The following is a 23,521-nucleotide window of genomic DNA, read 5'->3' as shown; positions in this document are numbered from 1 at the left end:
TAACCTCTCCTTGTCTATCGATCGATTGAACTCCAGCGACACACCGTGCCGAGCATACCATGATCCACTTCAACACGGGCCAGCTCCCCTGTTATCTCACAGATCAGATCGTTAGGCTTGCCGCCCAACTCACCGTAAAGGCTTTCATCCATTTTACCCATAGTCCAGATCAAGTACTCCTCGCCCTGATATTCGACATACACTTTTTGATGTGCAACAAACTCAGCGGGCAACAACGGTCGCCATGAATCAGTGACAGCAGGCAACGAGAAATGGCCGTTCTGGTCAGCAACAACCGTGTCTGTTACGCCCGTTTCATCTTTCCAACGCAAATGTCGTCTCAACTGGGCTCCGGAGGCGGGTTTGCCTTTATAGCTTAAAACCCCCTCCATAGGAGAACCGACAACCACTTCCTTCTTTGAAAAAAACGCCATGGCAGCTCCTTGCGGTGAACAGATTAAAAAGAATACGGCGATGCCGAGCAGTACGGAGGGGAGTCTTCGAGGTCGAATCATGGGGCCATCCTTTGTACCGGTGAAGCATTTCCGTTGGATTCAGGAAAGATACCGAAGGCGGTGAAATATCGTCAAGGGGTTCGATGAGGGACACGTGGAAAGTGAGGTGTTGGTCACGGTTGGGGGATTATTTGGCGGATGCGCCGAAGGCTCCGATGCGTCGGGCCGATCTGTCATACGATTACCGCGGGAAGGGAACGGCGGATGCGCGGTCCAATCGCTGCGCTCGGCCCCTACGCGAGCTGCTGTGGTTTCCGCCGTAATCCAGGCCATGTGACCTTTATGAGGGCTGTCGGTCGGCGCCCCAACTGCGGTGGATGCGGTCTTTGACGCGGCTGAGTTCTTCGTCGGTAATATTGGCGAGTTCGCCTCGTTCGAGCGGGTCGTAATGAAAAATGTACAGGCGCGACGCGAACTGCTCAAACGGCAATGAGGACTCGCCAAAACGCTCGCCATTGCCCGCGGTGCTAACCAATACATCATCTCCCCAGTGCTGACCACTGTCATTGTTGGGGTTGAAGAAGTACACCCGCATCACCTCTTTCGGGTCGAGCGCTACCCGCAAAATGGTGATCGCATGCCACCCCACAAACCGTGCAGCGCTGTCAGTGACGGCAATGCCCGCCGGCTGCGGATGGATCAACGGTTGATTGCCGTTGTAGTAAGGGTGGTAGCTCGCGTAGAAGTGACGCAGAAAATCATCCAGCTCCCACAGGTTTCCCGTAGCGACATCCACATTGATGCGGAACCCCCGGCCGGACCACCAACCGTGAAACTCGGGGTTCACCCAACGGTGTGGATCACCCTCACGCCCGATACAGCGGCGCCCCATTTCGGCGTAGATACGGTCCAGATGTGGCACCACCAGAAGCGAGACCGGATCGAGATCCATCGGGATATCGGCGGCAACCCCGGTTTCGCTCTCTCTCGAGGAAATCGGCTGACCTTCAAAATGAATGATGATTTCATCATCCCGCGCCGCCCAGACCACCATCTGCAACAGATAATCCGGGTCGTTATAAGCCCACATGGACAGTGCCCGGGCCGACTGACAGGTGGGGTTGTTGCCCTGCCCCACGCCCAGCGGTTGCCCCAGCATGCACAATACGCCCTGCATCAGCCAGGCGGTGGCGGATGGCTGCGCCCCGAAAATCATTTCCAGCCGCTGGGTACAATAGGGCGAGACGGGCAGCGCCAGCTGCCGCCAGAGTGCCGGCGCGACCGCCGGCTGGTAGAGAATACCCCGTTCGAGCATCAGAGCCAGGCCATAGACGCCCTGAGCGGTTTGCGGGTGGATCGCCTGGTGGATAATCGCCCGGGTCAGTTCGCCATAGCAGAGCAGGCAATCGCGCCCGGTACTGGACAACCCCAGTGCTTCTGACAGGAGGTGGTCGCCATGTTCCAAAAGATGGCGCAACAGTACCGGATGATAAGGGGACACCAGCCCCGTGTCGTGCATGGCACGAGCGAAGCCGGTCGCCTCGTACTGCAGCGCACCGGTATCCATTGCCTGAAGGCGCTCCTGGTAAACCTCTACGCCCGGATCCTCGCGGCAGGCCTGGGTGGGGCCAAACAGGCTGCTGATCAATCGGTCGGCGCCCTGCCCGCTGATACCCAGCTCGATGGTCGGATTGATCTGACAGACCGCAATCTGGGTGATCATGCGCTTGACGCTGTCCACCTGAATGGGCCGCTGTTGCAAAATCCGCCAGATTTCTTCGATCAGCTTGTCGATGACGTGTTCGTAGCCAATCCGCTCCGCCAGGTGTCGGTACAGGGACCGGGTAATCAGCGCGAGACGGCCTTGCTGCTCCCTCTCCGCCTCACTGGGCGTCCCGAAGAGCAGCTCCAGGTTGATGGCCAGTACCTGGGTCAGGTAATGATGGGCCTGCTCAGAGGACATACCCGGGTGCTGATAATCACCCAGGGCAATAGCGAGCAGGCGCAGCTCGCTGATGGCTTCAATCACCACCGTCGAAGCATCCGGACTTTTCAGCGAGTAAGTGGTCAGTGACGGAATCAGGATCTGCGGCTGCGCCCAATCCGACCCTTCAAAAACGCCCGCCTCTTCCAGCCGCTGAGCGCGGGCCTCCAGAAAGGCACAACCGCCGTCCAGCAATAGCACTCGCCGGGCAATATCCAGCAGGCGCTGGAGCTTGGTGATCTTGGCAAACTCACGGCTGTCGGCCAGTTGTCCAATCGCTTCGTCCAGCTGGTTTCCGAGGCGGACCAATTTGTCCGCCTCGGCACTGTGGTTCGTTTCCGTTAGGCTCAAGCCGGCCTCCTCAACTCATGCAATGGAGTTGATTATACATAGAAATCCAGCTCTTCCTGGTGTTTGAGCAAATCCCGCATGGTGTAGGGGTCTTCACCAAAAAAGTAAACCAGACCCCAATGGGTGCCAAAGGCAGTGCGCTTGGTGACCGTCTCTTCGACCGGCGGCGTCAGCTCATGGAAATCAAAGTACGGATGATCTTCCGTCTCCTCCGGAATCTCAAGCTTGCTGACCACCCGACGACGCGGGTAAACGCCAAAGCAGCCCGCATGACCCTTGGCATCAACCACCTCTTTCGGGAAAAAGGCTTTGATCTCTTCTTCCGTGGTTTTCGGGTCGAACGACAGGATCAACCCCTGGTAGGCGTTGAAGCCATAAGCGCGCTCCAGAAGCTCAAATACTTTGAAGCCGGGCGGACGATAGGCGACTTCGCCAAAGTACATTTCGCCATCACTGGTGACAAAGTATTCCGGATGGACAAAACCGAAATCAATATCGAAGGTTTTGATCAGTTTTTCGATTTGCTGTGTAATCTGAGGCCGGTATTTCTCGAGTTCCGGAGTCGCCGGCACGAACACGGAATACCCGAGCGTCACGTATTCAGAAATATTCAGGAAACAGATTTTCCCGTTGTGAATCCAGGCCTCGACCGCGAATTCCCAACCGTCCAGGTGAGACTCCATCAACACGGGAAACTCTTCATCGGGAATCGAATCCACTTCATCCGGGGTACGTATGACGCGATGACCCAGACAGCCCGCCTTATCAAACGCCTTGAGATGAATGGGGTCGTTGGGGTCACCGTCCAACTTGAGCAGTGTCTGGTTGACGCGCTTGAGAAACCGGATAACATCTTCCTTGTCATGGGCCTCTTCGAAAATGCCCACGCGGATTCCACCGAGCTGTGCCCGGCGCTTCATTAACGCTTTATCGCGCAGCAACATGGACTGACCAAACAGCCGCGGGTTATCCAGCAGGACCGAATTGATCGCACCGGCCCACTCCACGGTTTCCTCAAACAGGGGAATCGCCACATCCACGCCCATGTCCTTCAGAGTCTGGGCAATTTCCATGGAGCGATCGTTCAGCCGCTCAAAGTTCCAGGGCACGTAGGGGATATCATGCTCTTTGCAGTAGTCTTCGGCCCACTCCGGCGCCACCACCACGTAGCGGCGATCGAACTTGTCGGCCGCCTCAATAGCACCCAGGGCCCAGCCCAACAATGCGACGTAACCTTTTTCAGGATTGAAAGTGTGCTTGGAACTCATGGTGGGACTCTCCAGACGTGGCAATGGTACAACCCCGAGCGCTATCGCACGGGCCCATCTATAAACATAGACAAGAGGCGTGCACTGTACCAGCCATAAGCTCCGGGACACGTATGGTATCGATAGACTTTATAGTTATATACCGAAGATGCCATAAAAAAAGGCCGGCAAATGCCGGCCTTTTTCAGAACAACCTGACTGAGGGATCAGTCCTGGTTCTTCATCTGCGCCTTGATCAGGTCACCCAGGGTGGTGGGCGAAGCCTGTTCAGCAGTTTTGGCGCTGTGCTCTTTAACAGCGGCCTTCTCGTCGGCAACGTCTTTGGACTTCACGGACAAGTTGATGGTGCGGTTCTTGCGGTCAACGCTGATGATCTTGGCTTCAACTTCTTCGCCTTCTTTCAGTACGTTGCGCGCATCTTCCACTTTCTCGCGGCTCAGTTCAGAGGCCTTCAGGTAGGCTTCAACATCTTCCGCCAGAGTCACGGTCGCACCCTTGGCTTCAACTTCCTTCACAGTACCCTTGATGACGGAACCTTTGTCGTTCTCGGCCAGGTACTCAGAGAAGGGGTCGGTCTCCAGCTGCTTGATGCCCAGAGAAATACGCTCGCGCTCCGGGTCGATGGCCAGAACCACAGTTTCCAGCTCGTCGCCCTTCTTGTACTTGCGCACCGCCTCTTCGCCGGCTTCGTGCCAGGAGATGTCGGACAGGTGAACCAGACCGTCGATACCACCGTCCAGACCGATAAAGATACCGAAATCGGTGATGGACTTGATCTTGCCGCTGATCTTGTCGCCCTTGGCGTAGGTGCGAGCGAAGACGTCCCAGGGGTTTTCCTGGCACTGCTTCATGCCCAAGGAGATACGACGACGCTCTTCGTCGATGTCCAGGATCATGACTTCCACTTCGTCGCCCACATTCACGACTTTAGACGGGTGGATGTTCTTGTTGGTCCAATCCATTTCGGAGACGTGAACCAGACCTTCCACACCTTCTTCCAGCTCGGCAAAACAGCCGTAATCGGTCAGGTTGGTAACCACAGCCTTGACCTTGACGCCTTCCGGGTAGCGACCGGTGATGTTGACCCAGGGATCCTCACCCAGTTGCTTCAGACCCAGAGAAACGCGGTTGCGCTCGCGGTCGAATTTCAGGACTTTGACTTCAATATCGTCGCCGACATTGACGATTTCGCTCGGATGCTTGATGCGCTTCCAGGCCATATCGGTAATGTGCAGCAGGCCGTCAACACCGCCCAGATCTACGAAAGCACCGTAGTCGGTCAGGTTCTTGACGATACCCTTGATGGTCATACCCTCTTGCAGGGTGGCCAGCAGCTCTTCGCGCTCTTCGGAGTTGGCTTGCTCCAGAACGGCACGACGAGACACCACAACGTTGTTGCGACGCTGGTCCAGCTTGATGACCTTGAATTCCAGCTCTTTACCTTCGAGGTGGGTGGTGTCGCGCACAGGGCGAACGTCTACCAGAGAGCCCGGCAGGAAGGCACGGATGCTGGATACATCCACGGTGAAGCCACCTTTGACCTTACCGTTGATAACGCCTTTGACCACTTCGTCAGCGGAGTGAGCGGCTTCCAGCACTTTCCAGGCTTCAGCGCGCTTGGCTTTTTCGCGAGACAGGCGGGTTTCACCGAAACCGTCTTCTACGGTTTCCAGTGCGACCTGTACTTCGTCGCCGATTTGCAGTTCCAGCTCGCCGTCTTCATTCAGGAATTGGCTGGCCGGGATTACGCCTTCAGACTTGAGGCCGGCGTGTACCGTTACCCAGTCTTTGTCGACGTCGATGACAACACCGGTCACGATGGTTCCCGGCTGCATATCGACGGATTTCAGGCTCTCTTCAAACAGTTCAGCAAAACTTTCGCTCATGGACATTCATGCTACCTTTTAGTACCCGATCGATCCGCTTGTCTGTGGTGCGGTGTCACGGGTTTACCGTACTGCCAGTGGTACGGGTCAGTTTATGAAAGAGACAGGATCCGGCTTTCAAAGCTGGCGCCAGCCGGGCTGCCCATGCCAGGGTCTGTACACATTGGTCTGGATACACGCTCTAGCAAGCGCGGCAGGCTAGCAGATCTTGGGGGATATGGCAAGGATTGGTGACTCAGGCGGGGTTCTTGGCATCACGCCCGGTCTGCCGCGGGGTATGCCAGTTCGAGACCCGCCGTGAATCCATCCATGGAGGCTTCTCATCGGCATCCATGCCTCAGAGAGTCTCGAACTGGCATACCCCACGGCAGACCTCGGTGCCAATAGCGAACAATGGAGGCATATGTAACGGCGGATGCGGCCTTTGGCCTTATCCGCCCTACGCAAACCTATACCACTGCGCTCGGCCGTTGGGCGGATCGGTCCGACGCATCGGAGTGAAGCGCATCCGCCATTCCCCGGGGTAAAAGAAGAAAAGGTGCTAGTTCCCGGAACGTTAAGCTGGCACCGCGGAGGCTGGGTAACCCCTTGTGAGACCGTCGCCTGCCTGGACGGCAGGCGATCGAGCCCCCATGGATGGGTTCACGGCGTGTCTCACAAGGGGTTACCCAGGCGGAGCACTGCGCGACGAAGTTCGCACCCTAGGCCCGCCCGTAGTTGTCGTCGAAACGCTGGATGTCGTCTTCGCCCAGATAGGGGCCGGACTGGACTTCGATGATTTCCAGGGGGATTTTGCCCGGGTTGCTCAGGCGGTGGCGGGTGCCGACCGGTATATAGGTCGACTCATTCTCGGACAGCAGCAGCGTCTGGTCGTCCAGTTCCACCTGGGCGGTGCCCTTGACCACCACCCAGTGCTCGGCCCGGTGATAATGCATCTGTAAGGACAGGCTGGCGCCGGGTTTTACCCGGATGCGCTTTACCTGGTAGCGGGTGCCCTGATCTACCGAATCGTAGCAACCCCAGGGACGATAGACCTCCCGGTGCTGGAGATGCTCGGTGCGGTTACCCTGCTCGATCCGGGCAATCACCTTCTTCACCTGCTGAGCCTGACTCTTGTCTGCCACCAGAACCGCGTCCGGGGTATTGATGATCATCAGGTTATTGACGCCGATGGTCGCCACCAGCTTGTCTTGAGTGAAGACCAGTGTGTCGCGTGAATCCACATCAATGGCATCGCCCACAAAGCTGTTGCCATTGGCGTCTTTCTCGGACAGCTCCCAAAAGGACTGCCAGCAACCGACATCGCTCCAGCCCGCATCCAGCGGGACGCAAACCACCGCCTGGCTTTTCTCCATGACCGCATAATCAATGGAGATATCCGGCGCTTCGGCAAAGGCGTCCCGGTCGATGCGAACAAAATCCAGGTCTGTGCTGGCTCTGTCGTAGGCCCGCTGGGCGGCGCTGAGCACCTCCGGGGAGCATCGCTCCAGTTCGGAGAGGAATGCACTGGCACGGAACACGAACATGCCGCTGTTCCAGTAATAATCGCCCTCAGCGAGATACTGCTCAGCGGTGGCCAGGTCCGGCTTTTCCACGAACCGCTCGACGGGATGGCTACCCTGCCCTTCCCGGCGGGTTTTGATATAACCGTAGCCGGTTTCGGGGCGGGTTGGCTGGATGCCAAAGGTCACCAGTTTGTCGGTGTCTGCCGCGTCGGTCGCCTGGGCAATAGCTTTGTGGAAGGCTTCAACCCCCTGAATCATATGGTCAGCGGCAAGCACGAGTAACGTCGGATCATCCTCCTGGGTCAGCGCTTTAACCGCCGCCAACGCCAAGGCTGGCGCGGTATTACGCGCCAGCGGCTCAAGCAGGATCGACGCGCGGCTCTGACCGATTTCCTGGAGCTGCTCGGCCACCATGAAGCGGTGCTCTTCATTGCACACCACAATCGGGTCACCCAAGTCGGGCACCCCGTCCAGACGCAGCAGAGTCTGCTGTAACATGGTGGTTTCACCAAACAGCTTGAGCAGCTGTTTCGGGTAGTGTTTGCGCGACAGCGGCCACAAGCGTGACCCGGAGCCGCCCGCCAGGATAACGGGAACAATCATCGATCAGCCCTGCCGGCTTTTGAGAAATTCATCGAACTGTGCGCCAATTTCGTGGTGACGCACGCCGTATTCGATGTTCGCCATCATGTAGCCCAGCTTGGAGCCGCAGTCGTGACTCTTGCCGGCCAGGCGATAGGCTTCGACGGTCTCGTCAGTCACCAGGGCGTCCAGCGAGTCGGTCAGCTGGATTTCACCACCGGCGCCCGGTTGGGTTTTGGCCAGCAGATCCCAGGTGGACTTGGACAGGACGTAGCGCCCGACAATAGCCATGTTGGACGGAGCCGCGTCGCGCTCGGGTTTTTCCACCATGCCTTTAACGGCGGCGCACTCGCCCTCTTCCACTTGGGCACCGTCGCAGTCGACCACGCCGTATTTGTGCACCTGTTCCCAGGGTACCTCCTCCACCAGAATCTGGCTGCTGCCGGTTTCGTCAAAGCGGCGAGTCATGGCCGCCAGATTGTCTTTGCGTAGGTTGCAGTGGTGCTTGTCGATCAGCACGTCGGGCAGCATTACCGCAAAGGGCTCTTCCCCCACCACCGGGCGGGCACATAGAATGGCGTGACCCAGGCCCTTGGCTTCGGCCTGACGCACGGAGATGACGGTCAGCCCCGGCGGCGTGATGGACCGGACTTCTTCCAGCAATGAGCGCTTGAGACGCGCTTCGAGCTGGGCTTCCAGCTCAAAGCTGGTATCGAAGTGGTTTTCGATGGAGTTTTTACTGGCGTGGGTGACCAGGACGATTTCCTTGATGCCGGCCGCTGCCGCTTCCTCAATTACGTATTGGATGAGGGGCCGGTCGACCACGGGCAGCATCTCTTTGGGGATGGCTTTGGTGGCGGGCAGCATACGGGTGCCCAGACCGGCGACGGGGATGACGGCTTTTTTGATCTGCATGTGTGGTCTCCTTGAGTGTTGGGGGTCGTTCCTGGCGTTCAGGTGGTTGATTGATAGACGTTGAGTTGCGTTACGTTTGGGTTACGGCGGATGCGGCCTTTGGCCTTATCCGCCCTACGCGAAACAAGGTGCGTGGGTTTGGGGTCGGGCCGCAGAAGCCCGTGTAGGGCGGATAAGGGCGAAGCCCGCATCCGCCGTTACCTTCATCCATTGGCACTTACTGATTCAACAGCGCCAGAACTTCGTCCGTTTTTTCCTGCACCAGTTTCTTGTCGCCGCGGCTCTCGGCGTTCAGGCGTACCACCGGCTCGGTGTTGGACATGCGCAGGTTGAAGCGCCAGTCGTCGAATTCCATGGTGATACCGTCGGCACGGTCGATGGCTTTGGCCTGGTCCTTGTAGTGCTCGAATACCCGGTCAATGGCCGCGGCGGCATCGTCCACTTTGCTGTTGATTTCGCCCGGGGACGGGAAGCGATCGATGCAGTCCTGCAGCAGCTCGGACAGGGTCTGCCCTTTACGTCCGATCAATTCTGCGACCAGCAACCAGGGGATCATGCCGCTGTCGCAGTAGGCGAAGTCTCGGAAGTAGTGGTGGGCGCTCATTTCACCGCCGTAGATGGCATCTTCGCTGCGCATCCGCTCCTTGATGAAGGAGTGGCCGGTTTTGGACTGAATGGCGGTGCCGCCGTGCTTTTCGCAGATGTCGATGGTGTTCCAGGTCAAGCGCGGGTCGTGGATGATCTTGCTGCCCGGCACCTTCAGCAGGAAGGCCTCGGCCAACAGACCGACGATGTAGTAGCCCTCGGTGAACTCGCCTTTCTCATCAAACAGGAAGCAGCGATCGAAGTCGCCGTCCCAGGCAATGCCCATGTCCGCGCCGTGCTTGATCACAGCCTCGCTGGTGGAGGCGCGGTTCTCACGCAACAGCGGGTTGGGAATACCGTTCGGGAAGGTCGGGTCCGGCTCGTGGTGGACCTTGATAAATTCGATCATGGGCAGGTGCGGCTCGATCGCATCGATGACGTGGCCCGCAGCCCCGTTACCGGCGTTGACCACCAGCTTCATGGGCTTGAGCTTGTCTTTATCGACGTAGCTCAGCAGATGCTGGATATAATCCTCCAGAACCGAGCCCTTGCGGTAGGCGCCTCTCTTGGATTCGTCCACGGCCGGGAAATCATTGGCTTCGGCCATGGCCTGAATATCGTTCAGCCCGGTATCGCCGCTGATGGGACGAGAACCCTCGCGCACCATCTTCATGCCGTTATAGTCAATTGGGTTGTGACTGGCGGTGATCACGATGCCACCATCGGTTTTCAGATGGCTGGTGGCGAAGTAGATCTCTTCAGTGCCGCACAGACCGATATCGATCACGTCCGCACCGCCGTCCTGCAGGCCTCGGGCGCAGGCAAGCTTCAAGGACTCACTGGTCTCTCGCACGTCGCCACCCACCACGACGGTTTTGGGCTTGAGGTATTCCGCAAAGGCGCGGCCGATGCGGTAGACGATGTCTTCATTGAGTTCTTCACCCAACTTGCCGCGAATATCGTAGGCTTTAAAACAGGTCAGTTTCATCTTCGTTCCGTCCGGTTTGTGTTATTTGTCATCGTTGCTCCGGCACCCCATGGGTGCCAGCCCCACCCGGCTAGCGGGTATAGCTTAAAATTCTCTCGAGCACCTGCTCGATGGTCAGCTCGGTACTGTCCACCAGGTGGGCATCATCGGCGGGCTTGAGGGGTGACACGGCGCGTTCGCTGTCCCGCTTGTCCCGCTCGCGGATATCCGCCACCAAGGCGTCCATATCCACTTTCTCGCCTTTTTCCAATAACTGCAAGTAGCGGCGTTCGGCACGTGCCTCTGGACTGGCGGTCAAGAAGATTTTGACGCCGGCATCAGGGAAGACCGTGGTCCCCATATCCCGCCCATCGGCGACCAGGCCCGGTGCCTGCCGGAAGTCGCGCTGGCGCTGCAACAGGGCCTCCCGGACCGGCGGATAAGCCGCCACCCGAGAGGCGTTCATGCTGACAGCCTCGGTACGAATTTCCCGGGACACATCCTGCTCTTGCAGCAAAATTCGCGTGTCTTCACCGGCCGTGTCAAACCGCACCGCCAGATGACGGGCCACCGCGGCCACCGCATCGGGGTTATCCAGGTCAGCGCCGGCGTTCATGGCGGCCAGCGCGGTCAGCCGATAAAGGGCACCACTGTCGAGCAGATGATACCCGAGGCGATTGGCCACCAGCCGACTCAGCGTACCTTTTCCCGCCCCGCTGGGGCCGTCAATCGCAATTACCGGGATGGGACTGTTTTCGGTCACAGGGGTTCCTTAGCGGTCTTGAACATTCAGATTTGGGGTTACTCGCCGACCCGGATCACAACACTCGGATCGGCGCGCTCAAGCCGTGCCTCAGGGGGCAATGCTCTGAGCGATCTCCCGACAGCGCGCAATGGGGTCGGGCGCCCGGGTAATCGGTCGACCAATCACCAGGTAATGGCTCCCGGCGGCAATGGCTTCCTGCGGCGTCAGGGTCCGACGCTGATCATCCGCCGCACTGTCGGCGGGACGAATGCCGGGGGTGACCAGACAAAAATCCGGACCATGCCGCTCGCTCAACGCCCGGGCTTCCTGAGCCGAGCATACCACACCATCCAGACCACTTTTATGGCTCAGATCGGCGAGATGCAGGACCTGTTCCATCGGGGATCGGTCGACGCCGGTCGAGCGCAGATCCGCTTCGGTCATGCTGGTCAGTACCGTGACCCCAATCAGCAGCGGGCGGCGACCGGAGACTTTGTCCAGAGCCTCGCGGGCGGCGCTCATCATGCGCTCTCCGCCACTGGCGTGAACATTGACCATCCATACGCCGAGGTCGGCCGCCGCACGCACCGCGCCCGCCGTCGTGTTGGGTATGTCGTGGAATTTCAGATCCAGAAAAATATCGAACCCGAGCCCCTGGAGTTGCTCGATCACGGCGGGACCGCTACGGGTAAAAAGTTCCTTGCCGACCTTGAGCCGACAGTTCTCCGGTGAGAGCCGACGCGCCATGGTCAGGCAGTCGTCAGCGTTGTCGTAATCCATGGCAACGACAATGCGTGGAGCCTCGGGATTGGGCATGTTTTCCCCCTATGCACAAAAAAAGCCCGAATTCAGTGAATCCGGGCTGCCATTAAAGCAAATTTGGCATCAAATTGCAGCGTCTAATCGTTGCTGAGGGAGGTGCCTGGGTGACCGTCGCAGGTCATCCCGGGGTCAGTTCAGGGTCATATGGTCGCGGTTGGACTCAATGGTCGCTTCGCCAATGCCCCGCACTTCCACCAACTGATCCAGGCTGACAAACTCACCATTGGCATCGCGCCAGGCAACGATGGCCTCGGCTTTTTTGGTGCCGATTCCATCGAGTTGGGCGAGGGTTTCCACATCGGCGGTATTGATGTTGACGGGCGCCTCGGGTGCAGCATAAGCCGCAACGCTGAACAGCAGGGCGACGGAACACAGGAAGGATGAGATCAGTTTCATGATGAACTCCTTTTGCTTGGTTTGTTGAGTAAACAGTAAACGTCGTCCGACGACGTGGGAACCAGATTATTCAGCGAGACGCGTGGCGCGTAGGGGAAATGTGCGCGGCGTTTTGTAGGAAATTGCCGACAAAATTCTGAGATTTGATAGGGATCACATTATGGTTGTGAAGGCTTCTTTGATTCTCTTGTAGATGCACTTCGTATCAGAGTGCTGCGGTTGGGCATACCCTTGTGAGACACGCCGTAAATACATCCGTGTAGGCTCATCACCCGCCGTCCAGGCGGGTGACGGTCTCACAAGGGTATGCCCAACCTCCGCGGGGGTCACTGAACGTTTCGGGAACTAGCACCCACTGGAGGCCCGGTCGCGTAGATCGGATTAGCGGAGCGTAATCCGACGTTGACTTTGACACAAGATGTCGGATTACGCGCTACGCGCTAATCCGACCTACGGGACTATAGCGGCAACTGTAAAATGGTGGATGACAGGGCTGCGCCCTATATCCACCCTACGAAACACTCTTCTGCTCCGTAAACATCTTGTAGGTGCTATTTCCCGAAACGTGAAGCTGGCACTGCGGAGACAGGGTGTATTGTTGCGAGACCGTCACCCGCCTGGACGGCGGGTGACGAGCCCCCATGGGCCGCTCCATGGCATCCGTGCCACCGCGGCATTAGTGATTCCATTCACGTCATGGGTTCACGGCGTGTCTCGCAACAATACACCCTGTCGCAGCACCCCTGTTCGAAGTAACGAATTCCTACAATTTACTCAAATCCTTGGCATCCCAGTGAGGGAAGTGCTTGCGTACCAGGGCGTTCAGCTCCAGTTCGAATTCGCTGAACTGGTGGTGGCTGGTTTTGGTGCGGCGCAGGCCTTCGATGACCATGCCGGCACCGACGGTGAGGTTGGTCAGTCGGTCAATCACGATAAACGAGCCGCTCATCCGATGATTCGGATAGGCATCCACCACCACCGGCTGGCTGAACGACAACTCGGATACGGCAATGTCGTTTAATTGTAGTTTGTCCGCCGGCTTGTGCTCCTGGGTGTTCACATCGACCCGGTATTCCAGGTTATCGATATGCCCCGAGACCAGCTTGCTGGCGAATTTGAACAGATATTCCTTGCCCGGCTCGCCCGCGTCTTCGTTCATCCAGACCAGGTGTGCCTTGAGGTGATTGGTCTGCTCAACCTTGTCCGCCGAGTGGACAATCATATCGCCACGGCTGACATCGATTTCGTCTTCCAGGGTGATGGTCACAGCCTGCCCGACAAAGGCTTCCTGCAGATCACCATCGAAGGTGACAATGGATTTGATCTTGCTCTTCTTGCCCGACGGCAATACTTTGACTTCATCACCCACCTTCACGATTCCGGAGACGATGGTGCCGCAGAAACCACGGAAGTTCAGGTGGGGCCGGTTCACGTACTGGACCGGGAAGCGGAAGTCCTCGAAGTTGCGCTCGGCCATGACCGGTGCGTTTTCCAGGATTTCCATCAAAGTCGGGCCGGTGTACCAGTCGCAACGTTCGCTGCGATTGACCACATTGTCGCCCTCGAGGGCGGACATGGGCACAAACTGAACGTCAGTCATTCCCAACTTTTCGGCGAAGTTGAGGTAATCCGATTTGATGTGGTTGTAGACCTCTTCGCTGAAGCCTTCGAGGTCCATTTTGTTCACGGCCACCACAATGTGCTTGATGCCCAGCAGCGACGCAATGTAGCTGTGACGACGGGTCTGGGTCATGACACCGTGGCGCGCGTCGATCAGAATCACCGCCAGGTCACAGGTGGAGGCACCGGTGGCCATGTTCCGGGTGTACTGCTCGTGCCCCGGCGTGTCGGCGATGATGAATTTGCGCTTGGCGGTGGAGAAATAGCGGTAGGCGACATCAATGGTGATGCCCTGTTCGCGTTCGGCCTGCAGGCCGTCCACCAGCAGTGCCAGGTCCACTTTTTCACCGGTGGTGCCGTACTTGTTGCTGTCCGAGCTGATGGATTCCAGTTGATCTTCGTAGATCATTTTGGAGTCATGCAACAGGCGGCCAATCAGGGTGCTTTTGCCGTCGTCGACGCTACCACAGGTGAGAAAACGCAACAGCTCTTTGTTTTCGTGCTGTTCGAGATAGGCGTCGATATCGGTTTCGATCAATTCGCTTTGGTGACTCATGGTGTTCAGTTACCTTGGTCTTGAAGTCGATTTTTTTGGGGCCGTCCAGTTGGGTTACGGCGAAGATTTTACGTACGGTAACGGCGGATGCGCGGACCAATACCGCTGCGCTCGGCCCCTACGCAACTTCCGTAACAGGCCGTAACCTCCGCATCTCAGCGTAGGGCGGATAAGCGCAAAGCGCGCATCCGCCGTTACCCAACCTAGAAGTACCCTTCCTGCTTTTTCTTTTCCATGGAGCCGGAGCTGTCGTGATCGATCACGCGGCCCTGGCGCTCGGAGGTTTTGGTCAGCAGCATTTCCTGAATGATTTCCGGCAGCGTGGTCGCTTCGGATTCCACCGCACCGGTCAGGGGGTAGCAACCCAGGGTGCGGAAGCGCACCATTTTCATTTCCGGCTCTTCGCCCGGCTCCAGCGGCATACGTTCATCGTCTACCATGATCCAGGTGCCGTCACGTTCGACCACCGGACGCTTGGCTGCGAAATACAGGGGCACCAGCGGTATGTTCTCAAGGTGGATGTACTGCCAGATGTCCAGCTCGGTCCAGTTCGACAGCGGGAACACGCGAATGCTCTCGCCCTTGTCCACCCGACCGTTGTAGATGTTCCACAACTCCGGACGCTGGTTCTTGGGATCCCAGCGGTGGTGCTTGTCGCGGAAGGAGTAAACGCGCTCTTTTGCCCGGGACTTTTCTTCATCGCGACGGGCGCCGCCAAAGGCGGCATCAAACTTGTACTTGTCCAGCGCCTGCTTGAGCGACTGGGTTTTCATGATGTCGGTGTGCTTGGCGCTGCCGTGAGTAAAGGGGCCCACGCCCATCTTCACCCCTTCCTCGTTGATGTGCACAATCAGATCCCAACCGAGTTCCTTCACGCGCTTTTCGCGGAACTCGATCATTTCCTTGAACTTCCAGGTGGTGTCGACGTGCATCAGCGGGAACGGCGGCTTGCCCGGGTAGAACGCCTTCTGGGCCAAGTGCATCATGACCGCCGAGTCCTTGCCGATGGAGTACAGCATCACGGGGTTATCAAACTCCGCCGCCACTTCGCGAATGATATGGATGCTTTCCGCTTCCAGTTGTTTCAGGTGGGTAAGATTGTATTTGTCTGACATTCCGCTCAACACTTTTTGGGGGCGGGACAAGCACGAGACTCACCCGCCCTTGGGTGACTGGGATTCGAAGTAAGGCGCATTATAGAGTAATGCGCCCCGTCCTTTAATGATCGATTACTTCTAAGGATATTCCGGTCTGTTTGGCCAGTTCCACGAAGGTCGGGAATGACGTGGCCACGTTAGTGGCGTCCTTGACCCGGATTGGCTGCGTGGCCCGCAGCGCTGCGATGGCAAAGGACATGGCAATGCGGTGGTCGTGGTGGGTTTCCACTTCACCGCCGCCCATGGTGCCGCCCTGAATCACAATACCATCGGGAGTGGGCCTGGCATCGATACCGAAGGTGGTCAGACCGTCCGCCATCGCCTGGATACGGTCACTCTCTTTCACCCGCAGCTCTTCCGCGCCGGTCAGTACCGTCTCGCCCTCTGCACAGGCGGCGGCGATAAACAGCGCCGGAAACTCATCAATCGCCAGCGGCACCTGATCTTCCGGTACGTGAATACCTTTCAGCGGCGCATAGCGAACGCGGATATCGGCTACGGGCTCACCGCCGACGGTGCGCTCGTTGCTCAAGGTCAGGTCTGCACCCATGGCCTTCAGAATATTGATCACGCCCACCCGCGTGGGGTTGATGCCGACGTGGGTCAGCGTCAGGTCAGAGCCGGGCGCAATACTCGCCGCCACCATGAAAAAGGTGGCCGAAGAAATGTCCGCCGGCACTTCAATTTTGGTGGCGGTGAGATGACCGCCGCCAGTGAGCTCAGCCACTGCGCCGTCTTTCTTCACCTCGTAACCGAAACCGGTCAACATGCGCTCGGTGTGATCACGGGTCGGCGCCGGTTCGGTTACCCGGGTGGTGCCCTGAGCATACAACCCGGCCAGCAGCACGCAGGATTTCACCTGAGCACTGGCCATGGGCAGTTGGTAATCAATGCCTTTCAACGCCTGCCCGCCCTTGATCTTGAGCGGCGGACGACCGCCTTCAGCGGTATCAACCACGGCCCCCATCTCACGCAGCGGGTTGGCAACGCGATCCATGGGACGCTTGGCCAGAGACTCATCGCCGCTGATTTCGCTGTCGAACGCCTGCCCGGCGAGAATGCCCGACATCAGGCGAATGGTGGTGCCGGAGTTACCGATATACAGCGGCTTCTTGGGCGCCTTCAGGCCGTGCAGGCCCACGCCGTGAATTTTGACCCGGCCTTCGCTCGGCCCTTCAATCACCACACCCATATCGCGAAACGCCTGTAGCGTCGCCAGAGCATCCTCCCCTTCCAGGAAGCCTTCCACTTCGGTCACGCCATCGGCCAGCGAGCCGAGCATGATCGAACGGTGGGAAATCGACTTGTCGCCCGGCACCCGAATGGTACCGGTCACGGCGCCGCCGGGTTGCAATAGGTAATCTATTTTTCCTGTGGTCATGGCTGGTATGAACGCTCTCTTGGCCAGAATATTGGTGAAATGGTCCCGGGCGGCTTTGGCTCGGGTGAAGATGCCCAGCAGATACTCGCTGTCTTCACGGTCGATGGCCGCGCGCAACCGGGTCAGGTTGTCGATAAACAGATCCAGCGAATCCAGAACCGCGCCCCGGTTCGCTTTCATGATGTCGTGCCACATCACCGGGTCACTGGAAGCTATACGGGTAAAGTCCCGAAAGCCGCCGGCGGCATAGCGGAAGATGTTCGGGTTACCGATATCCTCTGCCAGGGTATCAACCAGTGAATAGGCGATGGCATGAGGTAAATGGCTGGTGGCGCCGAGCACCTGGTCGTGCTCTTCGACGGACATATCCAGCACTTCGGCACCGACGGCCTGCCACAGGGCCCGTACCCGCTCCAGATGCACGGCGCCGGTCTCGGGCAGCGGCGTCAGGATAACGCGGTGGTTTTCATACAGATCCGGGTTGGATGCGGTCACTCCGCTGCGCTCGGAGCCAGCAATGGGATGGCCAAGCACCAGTTGGGCAGGGCTTTGCCCGTAAACCGATTCTGCGGCGGAGCGCACACTGCCTTTGACACTGGCGCCATCGGTAATGGTCACCGCCGGCGACACCTGATCGCGAATGGCGGCCAGCACCGATTCCACCGCCAGGGTCGGCACGGCGATAAAAATGACATCGCCCTCGCCCAATTCGGGTGCGACAGCACTGAGATCATCCACCACCCGATCCACTACGCCCAGCTCAATGGCTTTGCGGCCCGCGTCCGGGCGGCGAACCACCCCGATGGCCTCACGACAGGCGTGCCGCTGGCGCAATCCCATGGCAAGACTGCCGCCGATCAATCCCAGACCGACCACCACCAATTTGCCGATGACCGGCATCGAATCAGACGCTGTGTGCTCCTCAGAAGTGACCGCCATGACTGCCCTTAAAGAACCGCTTTCGGATAGGAACCGAGCAACTTCAGGTCCGCCGCCCGCGACGACACTTCGTTGAGCACCTTGCTCACTTCCGCGTCCTGGGCGTGACCACTGAAGTCGATGAAGAACACGTAGGTCCAGGCACCGGTGCGCGCCGGGCGGGACTCAACCCGGGTCAGATCGATATTATGACGGTGGAATGGCTCGAGCAGGTTGTGCAGTGCGCCCGGCTCATTGCGCATGGCCACCACCAGGGAAGTTTTGTCGTCACCACTGGCGGGAACGGACTCGGTACCGATGATTAAAAACCGCGTGGAGTTATCCGGCTCATCTTCAATCTTCTCGGCCAACACTTTTAACCCGTACAGCTCGGCGGCCATGCTGCCCGCAATGGCGGCAGCATTCCACTCCCCTTTCAGACGCTTGGCCGCTTCCGCGTTACTGCTTACAGCAATGCGTTCGGCGTTCGGGTAATGCGCATCCAACCATTTTCGGCACTGGGCCAACGACTGGGAGTGGGAGTAAATACGGCTGATATTTTTCACGTGCGTGACATCGGATATCAACAGATTCTGATGAATCCGCAGCTCCACTTCCCCACAGATTTTCAGGTTGGAGGTCATGAAATTATCCAGGGTGTGATTGACCACACCCTCGGTGGAGTTCTCCACCGGCACCACGCCGTAATTGACCGCTCCGGCTTCCACTTCACGGAACACTTCATCAATGGCCGAGAACGGCATGGCAATGGCGGAATGACCGAAATGCTTGAGTGCCGCCTGCTGGGTAAAGGTGCCCTCCGGCCCCAGAAACGCCACTTTGATCGGCTGTTCCAGGGCCAGGCAGGCCGACATGATTTCCCGAAACAGGCGCGCCATTTCCTCGTTGCTCAAAGGCCCCTGATTGCGCTCCATGGCTTTGCGCAGTACCTGGGCCTCACGCTCGGGACGGTAAAAACTTTTCGCCGCCTCTTCCGGGTTTGCGCTCTTTTTGACTTCCGCCACATCCTGGGCGCACTGAGCCCGCTCGGAAATCAGTTTGCCGATCTGATCGTCGATCGAATCAATGCGATCGCGCAGCACCTTCAGTTGTTCAGATTCGTTCATAGAAGCATCGTTTACCATTGAGAAGGCACCCGTTGGGTGCCTGTCGTCGTGTTTGTGCATTGTCGCTTGGACGCTGGGGTGACGGCGGGTGCGGCCTTTGGCCTTACCCGCCCTACACGTACCGTGACAGGTGCATCAGTTTTCGGCGTCGTCCTCTACCAGGGACTCGCCGCTTTCTTCGTCTTCTTCGATGCGCTCCACGCCTTTGACGTGCTCACCTTCTTTCAGGCGAATCAGACGCACACCCTGGGTGTTTCGGCTCAATACCGAGACTTCGTCCACTCGCGTGCGCACCAGCGTGCCCATGTCGGTGATCATCATGATCTCTTCGCCGTCGAGCACCTGCACGGCGCCCACTACCGAGCCGTTACGATCGGTGGTCTGCATGCCGATCACGCCCTGGGCACCGCGCCCTTTGGTGGGGAACTCTTCCACCGGGGTGCGCTTACCATAGCCGTGTTCACTGACCGTCAGCACCTTACCGCCCTCCTGCGGAATCACCATGCCAACGACCTGATACTCGTCGTCCATACGAATACCGCGCACACCACGTGACACACGGCCCATGGAGCGTACGGTGGACTCTTTGAAGCGCACAGTTTTACCGCTACTGGAGAACAGCATCACATCGCAGTCACCATTGGTAATGGCGGTAAACGCCAGCGAATCACCTTCATCCAGCTCGATGGCCTTCAGGCCGACACTGCGCTGACGGGAGAACTGATCCAGCGGCGTTTTCTTGACCGTGCCGCGACGGGTAGCCATGAAGATGAAATGGTCCGCGTCGTAATTCTTGACCGGCAGAATCGAGGTGATCCGCTCGTCACTTTCCAACGGCAACAGGTTCACCACCGGACGCCCGCGGGATTGACGCCCTGCCACAGGAATCATATACACCTTGAGCCAATAGACTTTACCGGCATTGGTGAAACACAAAATCGTGTCGTGGGTACTGGCAATCAGCAGGTGTTCAACAAAGTCCTCATCCTTCACCGCCGTGGCCGATTTGCCCATACCACCTCGACGCTGGGATTGGTAATCGTCCAGCGGTTGGGTTTTGGCATAACCATTATGGGAAATGGTCACCACCCGATTCTCTTCGGCAATCAGGTCTTCGGTGGTCAGATCCAGCGTAGAGGCGGTAATTTCGGTCAGACGATCATCGCCATAGTCGGTCATCACCTGCTCAAGTTCTTCACGGATGACTTCCAGCAGACGTTCGGGACGGTTCAGAATATCCAGGAAACCGGCGATCTGCTCGAGCTTCTCTTCGTATTCGGACAGCAGCTTGTCGTGCTCCATGCCGGTCAGGCGGTGCAGGCGCAGATCCAGAATCGCTTGCGCCTGGGCGGCCGACAGGTAATAGGCGCCGTCGTGTACGCCAAACTCTTTGCCCAGATCTTCCGGCTTGCAGGCGTCGTCGCCCGCCCGCTCCAGGAAGGCGGACATCTGACTGATGTCCCAACCCCGGGCCATCAGCCCTTCTTTCGCTTCGGCCGGTGACGGCGAGGCTTTGATCAACTCGATCACCGGGTCGATGTTGGCGATGGCCATCGCCAGACCTTCGAGGATATGCCCCCGCTCGCGCGCTTTGCGCAGCAGGTACACGGTCCGACGGGTCACCACTTCACGGCGGTGACGGACGAAGGCTTCGAGCAGTTGCTTGAGGTTCAACAGCTTCGGTTGGCCATCCACCAGCGCCACCATGTTGATACCGAACACGGTCTGCAGCTGGGTCTGGGCGTAGAGGTTGTTGAGCAGGACTTCGCCGGACTCGTTGCGCTTGACCTCAATCACGATGCGCAGGCCATCCTTGTCCGACTCATCGCGCAATTCGCTGATGCCGTCGATCTTTTTGTCCTTGACCAGCTCGGCGATCTTTTCGATCAGACGCGCCTTGTTCACCTGGTAGGGAATTTCGTGCACCACGATGGTCTCGCGACCGGTTTTCGGATCTTCTTCCACTTCCGCTTTGGCGCGCACGTAGATACGACCACGGCCGGTGCGGTAAGCCTGCACGATACCGGCGCGGCCGTTGATGATCGCCCCCGTCGGGAAGTCCGGCCCGGGGATGTGCTCCATCAGGTCATCGATGCTGATGTCTTCATCGTCGATCAACGCCAGGCAGCCGCGCACCACTTCTTTCAGGTTGTGGGGCGGGATATTGGTGGCCATACCCACGGCAATACCAGAGGAGCCGTTGACCAACAGGTTGGGAATACGGGTGGGCAGCACATCGGGGATGCGCTCGGTGCCGTCGTAGTTGTCGACGTAATCGACGGTTTCCTTGTCCAGGTCCGCCAGCAGGTCGTGGGCGATTTTGGCCATGCGCACTTCGGTATAACGCATGGCGGCGGCGCTGTCGCCGTCGATGGAGCCGAAGTTGCCCTGCCCGTCCACCAGCATATAGCGCAGGGAGAACGGCTGAGCCATACGCACCACGGTGTCGTACACCGCCGAGTCGCCGTGCGGGTGGTATTTACCGATGACGTCACCGACCACACGGGCCGACTTGAGGTAGGGCTTGTTCCAGTCGTTCTTGAGCTCGCTCATGGCGAACAGAACGCGCCGGTGCACCGGCTTGAGGCCATCGCGCACATCCGGCAGGGCCCGCCCCACAATTACGCTCATGGCGTAGTCGAGATAGGACTGTTTGAGTTCGTCTTCGATGTTGACGGGTGAAACTTCTTTCGCTAATTCGCCCATGGACTCGCTGAGTTCCTTATTATCAAACGTCGGAGAAGCAACCCTTACCAGAGAGGCCAATAAAGCCCCCCGAGCCGTGCCCAACGGGCCCTCTGGGGCCTGTCGGGGCAGTATCCAGGCTGCCGCACAAAGGGCGGAATACTACCATAAAAACCGGCTAAGGGGGTGATTTCAGGGCGTTTTTCGAGCGAAGAGGGCCTGCATGCCAGCGGCCAATAAGAGTATACTGGCGGCCTTTGGACAAAGTTGTATTCAGGATTCCTTTTATGTCAGCCCCGCAAACCGTCAGCCTGATCATCAAAGCCCGCTGGATTGCGCCCGTGGTGCCGGAAAACCGGGTGTTTGAGCACTGTGCCCTGGTCGTCGATAAAGGCGTCATTCAGGCGCTGGTACCCCAGGAAGAAGCCGACAAACGCTACGACGCCCAACAGGAAATCTTCCTGGGCAACCACCTCCTGATCCCCGGCCTGGTCAATGCCCACGGTCACGCGGCCATGAGCCTGTTGCGGGGCTATGCCGACGATCTGCCCCTGAAACAGTGGCTGGAGGGCCATATCTGGCCCGCCGAGGACCAGTGGCTCAGCGAGGACATGGTGCGCGACGGCACGGAACTGGCCATGGCCGAGATGATCCGCTCCGGCACCACCTGCTTCAGCGACATGTACTTTTTCCCCGAACAGGTGGCTCAGGCAGCGCAACAGGCCCACATGCGCGCCCAGGTCAATTTTCCGGTGTTTGACGCCCCCAGCGCCTGGGGCCAGGGCCCGGAGGACTATTTCCGCAAGGGGTTGGCCCTGCACGACGACTTTCGCGCCAGCGAACTGGTCCGGATCGGTTTTGGGCCCCACGCCCCCTACACCCTCTCGGACGAGCCGCTGACCCGCATCGCCACTCTGGCCCAGGAGCTGGACGCCCCGATCCATATCCATCTGCACGAAACCGCCCAGGAAGTCAGTGACTCCATCGAGCAGCACGGTAAACGCCCCATTCAACGACTGGCCGAGCTCGGGCTCTTGTCACCCCTGACCCAGTGCGTGCACATGACCCAGGTGGACGAGGGCGATATCGAGCTGATCCGGGACAGCGGCGCACAGGTGGTTCACTGCCCCGAGTCCAACCTCAAGCTGGCCAGTGGCTTCTGCCCCGCACAGCGTTTGCTGGACGAGGGCATCAACGTCGCCCTAGGCACCGACGGCGCCGCCAGCAACAACGACCTGGACCTGCTGAGCGAAATGAAGACCGCCGCCCTGCTGGCCAAAGCGGTGGCCGGTCGGGCCGACGCTCTGGATGCCCACAGCGCCCTGCGTATGGCCACCCTCAACGGCGCGCGCGCCCTGGGGCTGGACGAGCACATCGGCAGCCTGGAGGTGGGCAAGTCGGCGGATATCACCGCCATCGAGTTGAGCGATTTGCCTTCGCAACCCGTATACCACCCGGTATCGCAACTGGTATACACCAACTGCGGCCATAAGGTCAGCCATGTCTGGGTGGCCGGCAAGGCCCTGCTGCTCAGTCGCCAGTTGCAGACCCTGAATGAACGCGAATTGATCGGCAAGGCCCGCTGGTGGGCCAAGCAGATCAAGGGACAACATTAA

Annotated in this window: 16 protein-coding genes; 1 reads left to right on the top strand and 15 read right to left on the bottom strand. The window is 58.6% G+C overall.

The window, feature by feature from the left end; genetic code table 11:
* Window positions 1–14: 14 nt before the first annotated feature.
* From N645_RS0102890 to gyrA, 15 genes are all read right to left on the bottom strand, one after another.
* Complete coding sequence (locus tag N645_RS0102890; RefSeq protein ID WP_152521607.1) at window positions 15–515, bottom strand: DUF6795 domain-containing protein; 501 nt, start codon at window positions 513–515, stop codon at window positions 15–17.
* A 280-nt stretch (window positions 516–795) separates the two neighbouring features.
* A complete protein-coding gene (locus tag N645_RS0102885; RefSeq protein WP_024460013.1) occupies window positions 796–2,790 on the bottom strand; it encodes a hypothetical protein in 1,995 nt (664 codons plus the stop codon).
* 32 nt (window positions 2,791–2,822) lie between these two features.
* Window positions 2,823–4,058, bottom strand: a complete 1,236-nt coding sequence (locus N645_RS0102880) for an acetyl-CoA carboxylase biotin carboxylase subunit family protein (protein WP_024460012.1) — start codon at window positions 4,056–4,058, stop codon at window positions 2,823–2,825.
* A gap of 206 nt (window positions 4,059–4,264) precedes the next feature.
* Window positions 4,265–5,944 (bottom strand): 30S ribosomal protein S1, encoded by a 1,680-nt coding sequence (gene rpsA / locus N645_RS0102875; protein WP_024460011.1) that lies wholly within the window; start codon window positions 5,942–5,944, stop codon window positions 4,265–4,267.
* Between the two features lie 701 nt (window positions 5,945–6,645).
* Window positions 6,646–8,052, bottom strand: coding sequence for a mannose-1-phosphate guanylyltransferase/mannose-6-phosphate isomerase (locus tag N645_RS0102870; protein ID WP_024460010.1), 1,407 nt, complete (start codon window positions 8,050–8,052; stop codon window positions 6,646–6,648).
* 3 nt (window positions 8,053–8,055) lie between these two features.
* The gene (gene galU / locus N645_RS0102865; protein WP_024460009.1) at window positions 8,056–8,946 is read right to left on the bottom strand and encodes a UTP--glucose-1-phosphate uridylyltransferase GalU; all 891 of its coding nucleotides are present in this window, start codon (window positions 8,944–8,946) and stop codon (window positions 8,056–8,058) included.
* A 217-nt stretch (window positions 8,947–9,163) separates the two neighbouring features.
* The gene (locus N645_RS0102860) at window positions 9,164–10,519 is read right to left on the bottom strand and encodes a phosphomannomutase/phosphoglucomutase (protein WP_024460008.1); all 1,356 of its coding nucleotides are present in this window, start codon (window positions 10,517–10,519) and stop codon (window positions 9,164–9,166) included.
* A 70-nt stretch (window positions 10,520–10,589) separates the two neighbouring features.
* Window positions 10,590–11,261, bottom strand: a complete 672-nt coding sequence (gene cmk / locus N645_RS0102855; protein WP_024460007.1) for a (d)CMP kinase — start codon at window positions 11,259–11,261, stop codon at window positions 10,590–10,592.
* 90 nt (window positions 11,262–11,351) lie between these two features.
* The gene (gene pyrF / locus N645_RS0102850) at window positions 11,352–12,059 is read right to left on the bottom strand and encodes an orotidine-5'-phosphate decarboxylase (RefSeq protein ID WP_024460006.1); all 708 of its coding nucleotides are present in this window, start codon (window positions 12,057–12,059) and stop codon (window positions 11,352–11,354) included.
* A gap of 135 nt (window positions 12,060–12,194) precedes the next feature.
* Window positions 12,195–12,461 (bottom strand): helix-hairpin-helix domain-containing protein, encoded by a 267-nt coding sequence (locus N645_RS0102845; protein ID WP_024460005.1) that lies wholly within the window; start codon window positions 12,459–12,461, stop codon window positions 12,195–12,197.
* Between the two features lie 763 nt (window positions 12,462–13,224).
* Window positions 13,225–14,637, bottom strand: coding sequence for a sulfate adenylyltransferase subunit CysN (gene cysN, locus N645_RS0102840; RefSeq protein WP_024460004.1), 1,413 nt, complete (start codon window positions 14,635–14,637; stop codon window positions 13,225–13,227).
* Between the two features lie 203 nt (window positions 14,638–14,840).
* Window positions 14,841–15,752, bottom strand: coding sequence for a sulfate adenylyltransferase subunit CysD (gene cysD, locus N645_RS0102835; protein WP_024460003.1), 912 nt, complete (start codon window positions 15,750–15,752; stop codon window positions 14,841–14,843).
* 103 nt (window positions 15,753–15,855) lie between these two features.
* Entirely contained in the window at window positions 15,856–18,075 is a 2,220-nt protein-coding gene (locus tag N645_RS0102830) for a bifunctional prephenate dehydrogenase/3-phosphoshikimate 1-carboxyvinyltransferase (RefSeq protein WP_024460002.1), read from the bottom strand.
* A gap of 47 nt (window positions 18,076–18,122) precedes the next feature.
* Window positions 18,123–19,220, bottom strand: a complete 1,098-nt coding sequence (gene pheA / locus N645_RS0102825; RefSeq protein ID WP_024460001.1) for a prephenate dehydratase — start codon at window positions 19,218–19,220, stop codon at window positions 18,123–18,125.
* A 135-nt stretch (window positions 19,221–19,355) separates the two neighbouring features.
* Window positions 19,356–21,926 carry a DNA gyrase subunit A gene (gyrA, locus tag N645_RS0102820; RefSeq protein WP_024460000.1) on the bottom strand — a complete coding sequence of 857 codons (2,571 nt, stop codon included), beginning with the start codon at window positions 21,924–21,926 and terminating at the stop codon, window positions 19,356–19,358.
* Window positions 21,927–22,192: 266 nt separating this feature from the next.
* Here gyrA and N645_RS0102815 point away from each other — a divergent pair, with 266 nt between their 5' ends.
* Window positions 22,193–23,521 carry a TRZ/ATZ family hydrolase gene (locus N645_RS0102815; protein ID WP_024459999.1) on the top strand — a complete coding sequence of 443 codons (1,329 nt, stop codon included), beginning with the start codon at window positions 22,193–22,195 and terminating at the stop codon, window positions 23,519–23,521.

Origin of the sequence: Marinimicrobium sp. LS-A18 (genome assembly GCF_000463525.1) — a bacterium.
Taxonomy (GTDB): domain Bacteria; phylum Pseudomonadota; class Gammaproteobacteria; order Pseudomonadales; family Cellvibrionaceae; genus Marinimicrobium; species Marinimicrobium koreense.
The sequence above is the reverse complement of the archived record's forward strand: the minus strand, read 5'-3'. Positions and strand labels throughout refer to the sequence as shown.

Excerpts from the sequence above, each read along its gene's own strand:
- cysD (WP_024460003.1), bottom strand. The coding sequence starts at position 15,752 with ATGTCAGACAAATACAATCTTACCCACCTGAAACAACTGGAAGCGGAA.
- pheA (WP_024460001.1), bottom strand. The coding sequence starts at position 19,220 with ATGAACGAATCTGAACAACTGAAGGTGCTGCGCGATCGCATTGATTCG.
- N645_RS0102890 (WP_152521607.1), bottom strand. The coding sequence starts at position 515 with ATGATTCGACCTCGAAGACTCCCCTCCGTACTGCTCGGCATCGCCGTA.
- rpsA (WP_024460011.1), bottom strand. The coding sequence starts at position 5,944 with ATGAGCGAAAGTTTTGCTGAACTGTTTGAAGAGAGCCTGAAATCCGTC.
- N645_RS0102845 (WP_024460005.1), bottom strand. The coding sequence starts at position 12,461 with ATGAAACTGATCTCATCCTTCCTGTGTTCCGTCGCCCTGCTGTTCAGC.
- galU (WP_024460009.1), bottom strand. The coding sequence starts at position 8,946 with ATGCAGATCAAAAAAGCCGTCATCCCCGTCGCCGGTCTGGGCACCCGT.
- N645_RS0102870 (WP_024460010.1), bottom strand. The coding sequence starts at position 8,052 with ATGATTGTTCCCGTTATCCTGGCGGGCGGCTCCGGGTCACGCTTGTGG.
- pyrF (WP_024460006.1), bottom strand. The coding sequence starts at position 12,059 with ATGCCCAATCCCGAGGCTCCACGCATTGTCGTTGCCATGGATTACGAC.
- N645_RS0102815 (WP_024459999.1), top strand. The coding sequence starts at position 22,193 with ATGTCAGCCCCGCAAACCGTCAGCCTGATCATCAAAGCCCGCTGGATT.
- N645_RS0102860 (WP_024460008.1), bottom strand. The coding sequence starts at position 10,519 with ATGAAACTGACCTGTTTTAAAGCCTACGATATTCGCGGCAAGTTGGGT.
- N645_RS0102830 (WP_024460002.1), bottom strand. The coding sequence starts at position 18,075 with ATGCCGGTCATCGGCAAATTGGTGGTGGTCGGTCTGGGATTGATCGGC.
- cysN (WP_024460004.1), bottom strand. The coding sequence starts at position 14,637 with ATGAGTCACCAAAGCGAATTGATCGAAACCGATATCGACGCCTATCTC.
- gyrA (WP_024460000.1), bottom strand. The coding sequence starts at position 21,926 with ATGGGCGAATTAGCGAAAGAAGTTTCACCCGTCAACATCGAAGACGAA.
- N645_RS0102880 (WP_024460012.1), bottom strand. The coding sequence starts at position 4,058 with ATGAGTTCCAAGCACACTTTCAATCCTGAAAAAGGTTACGTCGCATTG.